Consider the following 9,486-nt stretch of genomic DNA (forward strand, 5'->3'; position numbering starts at 1 on the left):
GCGCGGGGCTCGCTAGCCGAGCCGGGCGTAGTAGCGAAGGGGCGTCTGGATGCCGAGGAACTCGGTCCTGGTGCCCTCCAGCATCTGAAGGGCCCAGTTCAGCCACTTGATGCCTTCGCAGTAGATCGCCACCGGACGGCGCTGGGTCTGGTAGGTGTCCATCAGCGTGCCGTCCAGCTCCTTCTGGAAGTGGAACGGCGGCATGGCCGTGAAGTGCTGCCCCATCATGAAGACGAACCGGATCAGCCAGTAGGGGTCGTCCCGCAGGTACTCCGACTCGGGGTCGTCCAGGCCGAGCGCGGCCGTCATCACGGGGGCGAAGTAGTCCTCCATGCCCTCGGGCGCCCGGTGGTCGACCGTGCCGCCGCCCGCGACCACATCCCGCACCCGGTACGCCTGCTGGTACGGGTTGCCCTCCAGGAACGCGATGTCGACGCTGGGGGTGCGCCCCTCACCGACGCTGACGTTCATCGTGAACTGCTCGAAGTGGATCTCGTCGTAGTGACCGATGGAGTTGTGCCAGGGCTTGTTGTCGTACATCGCGTCGTCGCGGGTGTCCGCGCCGTCGGTCTTGTAGCCGATCGCCCGCGGGTCGAGGAACTTGATCCCCAGCGAGGCGGGGGTGATGGCCGCCAGCGCCGCGTCGACGGACTCCTGCGGCGCCCCGGACTCGATCACCCGCTGGGCGTGCAGCAGCGGACCGCTGTCGGAGATCTTGATGTTCTCGGTGTTCGTGTCGCCCATGACGAGCGAGTGGAAGGCGGGCTCCAGGATCTCGCGGAATCCGGGGTCCTCCCTGAACCGCCGCAGCAGGGCGGCGGAGTTGAGGTAGGAGACGCCGTTGATGACGATCCGTTCGGTGTCGAGCAGCTGCGCGTTGAAGGTCAGCGGCGCGGTGCGGCGGCACAGGTCGAGGCGGTCCTCGATCTTCCTGAAGTACGAGACGTCCAGCGTCTCGCCCGGCGCCAGGACGCGGCCGACGCTGTGCACGTTGTCGTTCAGCACGCGGATGACCTGCTCGTAGAGGCGGGCGACCACCGCGGGGGGCGGCGTGTGCTTCTCGACGAACCGGCTGACCTCCTCCCCCTCCACGTAGCTCATCTCGTAGATGACCTCCATGCCGGTGGTACGGCCGTCGCGCCGCAGATGGGCCGGGACGGGGATCTCCCGTTCCAGGGTGGTGAAGACCTGGGGGAAGTGGCTGCGCACCGGTTCGGGCAGGGCCCGCAGGTACTCGGCCTGCTTCTTGGCCTTCGCGAACGGCGGCAGCATCACGCCGTCGCCGTCCCGGTTCCACTGCGCGGTGGTCAGCGCCTCGCTCAGGATCTTGCGCACCGTGATGTGCTCCTCGCCCTCCTTCCGGACGAAGATCGTCATGGACTCGCTGCCGCCCTTGCCGAAGCTGACGACCGATTCGCCGCTGTCGATGTAGGCGTAGACGGTGCTGGAGAGGATCCGGCGGCTGCGGGCGTTCTCCAGCACGCACTCGTTCTCGTTGGTGAGCGCGAGAACACAGTCGTACTCGAACGCGTCCAGGGCCGGGTTGAGCCGCTTGCGCCAGGCCTCGGCCGGCTCCGCGACACGGATGACGCGCGCGTGGTGCGGTCCGGCGTCGACGGCGTGGACGTCCAGGTCCGAACCGAGCGCGACGATCTGGCAGTTGCCGTTCAGGTGGATGCGCCGCACCTCGGTGTCGAGGGCACGGCCCCGGAGCACCGCGCGGGTGGCGTCCGCCAGGTCCTTCCTGGACTGGATGGGCACGCCCTCGGGCGACACGACGGGGATCGCGGCGTGGGTGAGGCCGGCCAGCATCCGCTCCACGGCGTCGTCCCGCAGCCGCGCCGCGTACAGCGTGACCACGTCGGCCAGCGAGACCGCGCCGGAGACGGCGAGGGCGACCAGCCAGCCCAGCGCGTCGCCGCCTTCCAGGTAGTGGTCGCTCTGGGCGAACAGCGCGGGCCGGTTCCGGTCGAGGGTGCGGTACAGCAGATACTGGTAGACGATGCGGTGGTCCACCTCGGGGATGCCGTCGCCGTCCAGGGCTTCGAGCATCTGGTCGTACGCCTCCAGCGCCGCCGGCTGACTGTCGAGCAGCAGCCGGGTCCCGCGGGCCGGCTCCGCCTCGCCGAGGGCGGCGAGTCCGTCGAAGTGCAGGACGGTCACCTCCGGGCGGTAGGTGTCCACGGTCCTCGTCTCGGCGTCGCCCGCGTGGTCGATGACACGCAGCTCGACGTAGGCCTTGCCCAGCAGCGCGGGGTCCTCACCGGTGATCCGCTTCTTCAGCCGTGCCTTGACGGCCAGTTCGCCCCGGTCCACGGCGATGTGCTCGCGGTGGTTCCGGGTGTGCTGGAAGACCTCCAGCAGCGCGTAGAACGCGGGCGAGCCCTCACGGTGGGGGCAGAACATCTCCGCGGTGATGATGCGTCCGAAGACCCGGGAGACGTACTCGTCGCAGAAGTCGCTCTCGGCGGCGAGGCGGAACAGCTCCCGCAAGGCGTCGTAGTGCCCGTGCTCCGGCGCGTCCCCGACGGCGTACAGCTTCTCCAGCTGCCACAGCAGGCCGTCCACCGCGTCGACGACGCGCAGCAGCCGGTCGGTGTCCGCGCGGCTGCCCGTATAGGCCATGACGGGGGCGGCGATGTCGTTGTCCCGCAGCAGTTGGACGGACTTGTTGCCCACCCCCAGCTCCAGCACCATGTCCGCGTCCAGGCTGTTGAGCGTCTCGCAGGTGTCCCGGGACGCCATGACCTGGTCGGTCATGGCGAGGATGCCCTGGCGGACGTCGGCCGCGGTGGTCAGCAGGGACCTGTCGTGGTTGGACACCACGGGGACGCGGGGCTCCTCGAAGCGGATGTGGTTGATGTCGAGGAACCGGTCCAGCGCCTGGCGTGCGGGGCGCATCCGCGCGGAGTGGGCCAGAAAGACGGTCGGGTCCTTCAGCTCCCGGGTGGTCACCTGCGGGAGGCCGGCGACGAACCGGTCGAACCCGTCCTTGACCCCGGTCCGGACGTAGACGTTCGCCTGCACCGGCGAGTAGGTCTTGTGCAGCTCGACATCGGTGACCGGGTACGCCGCGTGGATGCGGTCCAGGGCCGCCGCGAGGTCGTCCCCGTTCGGCGCCTTCACCGCGACCACGTGGAACGGCTCCGCCACCAGGGGGGTGTGCCGGACGGACGCGGGCAGATAGCAGGCGATGTTCCGGGCGAACGTCTCGTCGGTGCTCTGCGCGCCGGCCGCCAGCAGCATCAGTGGAGTGAACGCCTGGGCGATCTTGACGCCGTCGGCGACGGACAAGGACCCGCTCGCCACCGCGGCCGTCAGGATGCCGAAGCTCTCACCGGTGTACGCGACGAAGCCGAGCGGGGTGCCGTTCCTCTCGGCCCGGTCGCGCAGGTAGGCGTCCAGGGCGAGGCTGTGCACCAGCAGGGACACCCCGATGAAGCCCTGCCGCTCCATCTTCCCCTCGGGCAGGTTCTCGGCTGCCGTGAGCAGCAGGTCGGGCCGGTGCGGGAAACCGAGGGCCCGCGCCGCCTCGCGGTAGACCGCGGTGACCCCGGGGACGCCGGAGTCGAGGAGAAAGGCACCGAGGCCCTGGTAGGAGGCCCGGCTGCCGAGACCGGGGAAGAATCCGGCCGCGCGTACGCGGTCCTTGGTGCTGAGGATGTCCTCGACGAGTGCGGGGCGGTCGGCGGTGGTCGGGGACGGGTTGACGTGGGAGCTGGAGCTGGAGGTGGACACGTGCTCGCCTTCTCGCGTTGGGCTGTGCGGAGACGGAAGACACCGTCGTATTCCGTCGCGGTGCGTCACGCGCTCGTCTTCGGGCGCGGAGGACTGCATTCCCGAGGAAACATTCCTCCGGAATACGTCCGGCACTTCCCGTCGGATCCCATCGGGCTTCACCGGATTCCATCGGGTCGCGAGACAATCCTGTCCTGCTTTTCAGCACGTTTCCATGCATTCCATTACAGAATTCTTTACGCCTTTGCAGGGCGGGCGAAACGGGCTTCAGCCGATTTCAAGGGACGGTGAGGGACCGTGAGGAATTGTCAAACGGAACGGGCGGGTACGGGTACGGGCGCAGGTGCCACAAAAAAATCAGGGCCGAGGAGACCCGTAGGTCCCTCGGCCCTGATTCATTCGGCGGGGGGTGCGCCGTTTATGGGGGTTGTTCATGCGGGGGTACGCTGCTGCGCGTTCAGCAGAGCGCCGCGTCCGGCCGTACCGCCGTCAGACCCCGGCCTCGACCTTTTCCGCACGCGGGGCGGCGCTCACCGAAGCGTCCGTGGCCGCGGCGGACCGGCGGCCCAGGGAGCCGCCCGCCACGACGACGAGTCCGGCGAGGGCGAGCCCGGCACCGACCCACAGCGGGGAGACGAAACCGAAGCCGGCGGCGATGGTCATGCCGCCGAGCCAGGCGCCGAGCGCGTTGCCGACGTTGAAGGCGGCCACATTGGCGCCGGAGGCCATGGTGGGCGCGTCCTGGGCGTACTTCATGATCCGGACCATCAGGCCGGGCGCCGCCGCAAGGCCGATGGTGCCCATCAGCAGCAGCGAGACGATGGTCGCGACCTTGTTCTCCGCGGTGAGGGCGAAGGCGGCCAGGATGACGGTGAGGACCGCCATGATGCCGGTCAGCGCGGCGTTGAGGGACTTGTCGGCCGCCTTGCCGCCGACGAAGTTGCCGATGAAGGTGCCCACACCGAACAGGACCAGGAGCCACGGCACGGTGCTGGTGGCGAACCCGCTGACCTCGGTGAGCGTGAAGGCGATGTAGGTGTAGCCGCCGATGACACCGCCGAAGGCGAGGATGCTGAGCACGAGGGAGACCCAGACCTGGCCGCGGCGGAAGACCGCGAGCTCGCCGCGCAGGCTGGTCTGGCCGGGCGGGGCGGTCTGCGGCACCAGAACCTGGATACCGATCAGCGCGATGACACCGATGACGGTGATCGCCCAGAACGTGGCGCGCCAGCCGAACTGCTGGCCGACGAACGTGCCGAGCGGCACACCCAGGACGTTGGCGGCGGTCAGGCCGCCGAACATGAGCGCGATGGCGCTGGCCTTCTTGTTCTCCGCCACCATGTCGGAGGCGACGACGGCACCGACACCGAAGAACGCTCCATGGCACAGGGCCGCGACGACACGGCCGACCATGAGCAGCTCATAGGTGGGGGCGACCGCGGAGATCAGGTTGCCCACGACGAACAGCACCATCAGGCCGGTCAGGACCTTCTTGCGGTCGAAGCGGGCGACGGCCGCGGTCAGCGCGACGGCACCGACCGCGACGCTCAGCGCATAGCCAGAGATCAGATACCCGGCGACCGCTTCGGAGACGTCGAAGTCGTCTGCCACCTCGGGCAGCAGGCCTACGATCCCGAATTCGGTGAGGCCGATACCGAAGCCCCCCAGTGCCAGGGCGATGAGCCCGATAGGCATGTGAAAACCCTCCGTTGCAGTGGCATGCGGTACGGGACCGTGCCGCGCCGAACACGAATAAATCGAAGTATCGCAGAAGATCGATGCGATGTGTCAAGCCGGTCGCCCGGCGGTCCGCAAGAGCCGCGGGAGCCCCGGGAGGCCCCCGGCGGCAGCGACGGCCGCCTCCCGGGCGGCGCAACGCATCGCCTATCATCGATGGATCAGAACCGGTCCTGCGTCCGCCCCGGAAGGATCCATGACGACACCTGACACGCCCACGACAGACGACGTCACGCCGCTGATCGAAGCGCTCAAGGCGCTGGCCAACCCGGTGCGCCTGCAGGTGCTCCAGTGGCTGCGCGCCCCCGAGGAGCACTTCCCCGTCAACGAGGTGGGCGTCTGCGTCAGTCACATCCAGGCCAAGACCGGACTCGCGCAGTCCACCGTCTCCGCCTACATGGCCGTACTCGAACGCGCGGGCCTCGTCCGCTCCGCGCGCGTCGGGAAGTGGACCCACTACAAGCGCGACGAGGAGCGCATCGGCCGGCTCATCGAGGAGCTCGGGCAGTACATCGGGGATGCCGACCTGGCGAAGAAGCTCGCCCGTTCCTGATTTCCTCGCCCGTTCCTGATTCCATGGCATTCCACGGCTCGTGAGGCGGGGCCCTGCCCCCGCTTCCCGACCGGACCATCGCCCGCACCCCCTCTTCCGGTTCTTCCGGTTCTTTCGGTCCGGAATATCCGGAACATGGTGCCGGGTGGGTGTCCCGGGTATTCCGGGTACTCCCGGGGAATTCTCCCCCGGCGATGACCAGCTTTCCTTCCCCGAATAACGCCCGTCAAGCGGCTGACGTCGGGGTTTCGTCAGTAATTGTCAAGCAGTGTGAAGCCGGCGAAGCGAACGCAAGGCACACGTCGGCTGTCCATCAATTCGACCGGCGAGCCACCACCCGGCGTCACATCCGCACTAATCTGGCCGCCGCGGACGCACACCGCCACGATGAATCCACATACGTGGACCGAGTCTTTCGACGGAGGACACCGCCGTGACCTTCCTTCGGCATTCCCCTGCGGCCCGGCGGCCCGGTACACGCGGGCTCATCCGTGCCCCATGCGGTAGCCGACACCGCGGATCGTGATGACCCAGGTGCTGGCGCCGAGCTTCGCGCGCAGGCTGCTCACATGCGTGTCGATGGTCCGGCTGGAGTCCGCCCAGCTGGTGTCCCACACCCTGTCCATCAACTCCTTGCGGGATATGACGCTTTCGGGGTTCGCGGCCAGGATGTGCAGCAGCTCGAACTCCTTGGCCGTGAGGTTCACCAGCCCGTCGTGCAGGCGGACCTCACGGGTCTTGCCGTCGATACGGAGCGGGCCGACGGAGATGCTCCGGGTCGGCTCCGGCCGGGGGTGGGCCCGGCGCAGTACGGCCTCGATGCGCGCCGCCATCTCGCGCGCACCGCAGGAGGCGACGACGCAGTCGTCCGCCCCGGCCTGCAGGGCGAGAACCCGGTCCAGTTCGGTGTCGCGGGCGGTCACCGAGATGACCGGCTTGCCCCCGTCCTCCCGTATCGACCGGCAGACCTCCAAGCCGTCGATGTCGGGAAGGTCGAGGTCGAGCACGACCACGTCCGCGTGCTGATGCGCCTGCAGCGCTTCCGCTCCGCTGTCGACGCTGACCGCGGAGTACCCCTGCCGCAGCAGGTAGCGCACCCTCGACTCGGCCACGGCGGTGTCGCCGTCGACCACGAGGACGCGGACCGCGAGCCCTTCGGCCGCCTTCCCCAGTGGCGGGACCGCAGGCCGTGACACCCCCCGCGCCCCCGCACCGACCACTTCACGCGCTGTCTCCCACAAAGCCATTTCTCCCCCTCCGAAAGGCCAGTTGGGGCGAGGGCGGGCCGTGGCCACCCCGGCCGCGCCGCTGCCGCGGGCCCTCGCCGAGCAAGCTAAATAATAGTAGTTCTTATGTTTTTCAACAACCACCGTGGGCACGCGTGCGGGTCGGCTCCGCGGCGGACAGCGCCCCGGCCGCAGCGGACCGGGCGACCGCACCGACGGCGCGGCGGCCCGGGGCGCACCACCCTCGCTCCCGCCCGCACGGGCGCCGTCACGACGCGCGAATCCCGGTCGTTCCCGACCACTTCAGGACACAAAGCATAGTGATAGTTATCTTTTTTGTATTCGGAGCCCACCGCGTCATACCCTGGGCCGGACGCCCGGACCACTGGGGGAACGAGCCGCTCCGCCCCTTGGGGCAGGTCCGCGAACCCTCGACTTTTTGCGGACACTTGGGTACTTGTTTACCGTTTCTACGCCCCGGAACTGCGCCGACGCCCCGCCGCGCGGACGCGGCCGGCCCCACACAGCCCCCGCCGCGCGAAGGCGTGCGTGCCGACGAAAGGTCAACGTGATGCAGGAACGAGCCGCCCGCACACGGCAAGCCCTCATCCACGCCGCGGCCGGGGAGTTCGACCGGAACGGATACGCCGCGACGTCACTGGCCCGCGTGAGCAGGGCCGCGGGCACCTCGATAGGCGCCGTGACCTTCCACTTCGTCTCCAAGGAGGAACTCGCGGACGCGGTGCACGCGCAGGGCGTGGCGGTGACCCGGCACGCGCTGCGACAGGTCGACCGCCGGGCCGGGCCGCTGCGGTCCGCGGTCGCCATGACGGTCGCGGTGGTGCGCTGTCTGGAGGACGACGTAGCGGTGCGCGCGGCCGCCCGCCTGGACCACGATCGCAACGGATCCGCGACGACCTGGACCGCCGCGTGGTCGGCGGCGGTCGAGGACGAGCTGATCCGCGCGGCGGACACCGAGCCGCACGGCCCGGCCGACCCCTCGATCCTCCTGAAACTCGCCGTCTACCTGGTGCACGGCGCGGAGGCGGACCTGCGCACGCGACTGCGCACGAGCACGCGAAAGCCCCGGGCGGGCGCGGTGTCGGAGGTGATCGCCCGGATGTGGGAGGCGGTGCTCCCGGCGACGAAGCGCACGGAAGGGGCCTGAGGGAGCCCGAGGAGGCCTGACGGAGCGCCCGGCACTCCGGGCAGGCTCACACCGCGCTGCAGCCGCCGTCCACCGGGACGGCGGCCCCGGTCATGAACGACGCGTCAGGGCCGCAGAGCCAGACGGCGACACGGGCGACCTCCTCCGGGTCGGCGATCCGCTTCTGGACGGCGCGGGCGACGGCGGCCTCCTCCAGCCCGGGTGTCTCCAGCAGCGCCTGCTCGACGAGTTCGGTGCGCGTGGTGCCCACCATCAGCGCGTTGACCCGGATGTCCCGGTCACCGTACTCGGCCGCGGCGGCCCGGGTCAGCCCGAGGACCGCGTGTTTGGCCGCCACATAAGGGGCGACCGCGCCGGTCGCGAACTGCCCCGCCGTACTGCAGGTGTTGACGATCGCGCCGCCGGTGCCCTGGTCGAGCAGCACCGGGATCTGATGGCGCAGGCAGTTCCAGACCCCGCGCACATTGACGTCCATGATCCGGTCGTACACCTCGTCGTCCAGCTCGTGCAGCGGGGTGGCCATCATGCCCCAGCCCGCGTTGTTGAACGCCGCGTCCAGCGAGCCGAACGTGTCCACGGCCGTGGCCACGGCCCGTTCGACATCCGCCGGTTCGGTCACATCGCCCGGTGCGAGCGCCACCGTACCGCCCTCTTTGCGCAGCTGCGCGGCCAGTTCGCGCAGCCGGTCCTCCCGCCGGGCCATGAGGACGACCCGCGCGCCCTGCGCGGCGAACAGCCGCGCGGCCGCCGCGCCTATCCCGCTGGAAGCCCCCGTGACCATCACGGTCCTGCCGCCGAGGCCCGCGGGCCCGTTCCCCACCGACGACGTCACCGTCATCCCCCCACATCCGCTCGTCATGAACCAACCGAACCGCATGAATCACATGAACCAGATGAACCACGTGGACTGCATAAACTCGCGTGAACTGCCCATGCCCGGCTGAAATGATCATTCCGGGCGCGACGCGGCACAACACATCGCCGGGGCGGACCGTCACCCGGCCCGGGGACCACCCGGGCCACCGACCGACCACCCCACCGGCCCCCCTCCGACGGCCCGGCGG

At 69.6% G+C, this 9,486-nt stretch carries 6 protein-coding genes; 2 read left to right on the top strand and 4 right to left on the bottom strand.

Annotation, left to right across the window (positions count from 1 at the left end):
* Window positions 1–12: 12 nt before the first annotated feature.
* Both K6I34_RS05445 and K6I34_RS05450 read right to left on the bottom strand, forming a co-directional pair.
* Window positions 13–3,738, bottom strand: a complete 3,726-nt coding sequence (locus K6I34_RS05445) for an ACP S-malonyltransferase (RefSeq protein ID WP_229322922.1) — start codon at window positions 3,736–3,738, stop codon at window positions 13–15.
* 489 nt (window positions 3,739–4,227) lie between these two features.
* The gene (locus tag K6I34_RS05450; protein ID WP_229322923.1) at window positions 4,228–5,433 is read right to left on the bottom strand and encodes an MFS transporter; all 1,206 of its coding nucleotides are present in this window, start codon (window positions 5,431–5,433) and stop codon (window positions 4,228–4,230) included.
* A 238-nt stretch (window positions 5,434–5,671) separates the two neighbouring features.
* Here K6I34_RS05450 and K6I34_RS05455 point away from each other — a divergent pair, with 238 nt between their 5' ends.
* Window positions 5,672–6,028 (top strand): helix-turn-helix transcriptional regulator, encoded by a 357-nt coding sequence (locus tag K6I34_RS05455; protein ID WP_229322924.1) that lies wholly within the window; start codon window positions 5,672–5,674, stop codon window positions 6,026–6,028.
* A gap of 485 nt (window positions 6,029–6,513) precedes the next feature.
* Here the strand turns inward: K6I34_RS05455 and K6I34_RS05460 are convergent, their stop codons facing one another.
* Window positions 6,514–7,224: a response regulator transcription factor gene (locus K6I34_RS05460; protein ID WP_229322925.1), complete on the bottom strand. Its 711-nt coding sequence runs from the start codon at window positions 7,222–7,224 to the stop codon at window positions 6,514–6,516.
* Between the two features lie 601 nt (window positions 7,225–7,825).
* Between K6I34_RS05460 and K6I34_RS05465 the strand changes: the two genes are divergently transcribed.
* Window positions 7,826–8,422 carry a TetR/AcrR family transcriptional regulator gene (locus K6I34_RS05465; RefSeq protein ID WP_229322926.1) on the top strand — a complete coding sequence of 199 codons (597 nt, stop codon included), beginning with the start codon at window positions 7,826–7,828 and terminating at the stop codon, window positions 8,420–8,422.
* A gap of 46 nt (window positions 8,423–8,468) precedes the next feature.
* Here the strand turns inward: K6I34_RS05465 and K6I34_RS05470 are convergent, their stop codons facing one another.
* A complete protein-coding gene (locus tag K6I34_RS05470; protein ID WP_275126981.1) occupies window positions 8,469–9,260 on the bottom strand; it encodes an SDR family NAD(P)-dependent oxidoreductase in 792 nt (263 codons plus the stop codon).
* Window positions 9,261–9,486 lie beyond the last annotated feature (226 nt).

The sequence above is a fragment of the Streptomyces sp. UNOC14_S4 genome (genome assembly GCF_020740835.1).
In the GTDB taxonomy this organism is placed as follows: domain Bacteria; phylum Actinomycetota; class Actinomycetes; order Streptomycetales; family Streptomycetaceae; genus Streptomyces.

What these genes read in the sequence shown, in the direction of transcription:
- K6I34_RS05450 (WP_229322923.1), bottom strand. Translation starts at nt 5,433, where the DNA reads ATGCCTATCGGGCTCATCGCCCTGGCACTGGGGGGCTTCGGTATCGGC.
- K6I34_RS05470 (WP_275126981.1), bottom strand. Translation starts at nt 9,260, where the DNA reads ATGACGGTGACGTCGTCGGTGGGGAACGGGCCCGCGGGCCTCGGCGGC.
- K6I34_RS05465 (WP_229322926.1), top strand. Translation starts at nt 7,826, where the DNA reads ATGCAGGAACGAGCCGCCCGCACACGGCAAGCCCTCATCCACGCCGCG.
- K6I34_RS05455 (WP_229322924.1), top strand. Translation starts at nt 5,672, where the DNA reads ATGACGACACCTGACACGCCCACGACAGACGACGTCACGCCGCTGATC.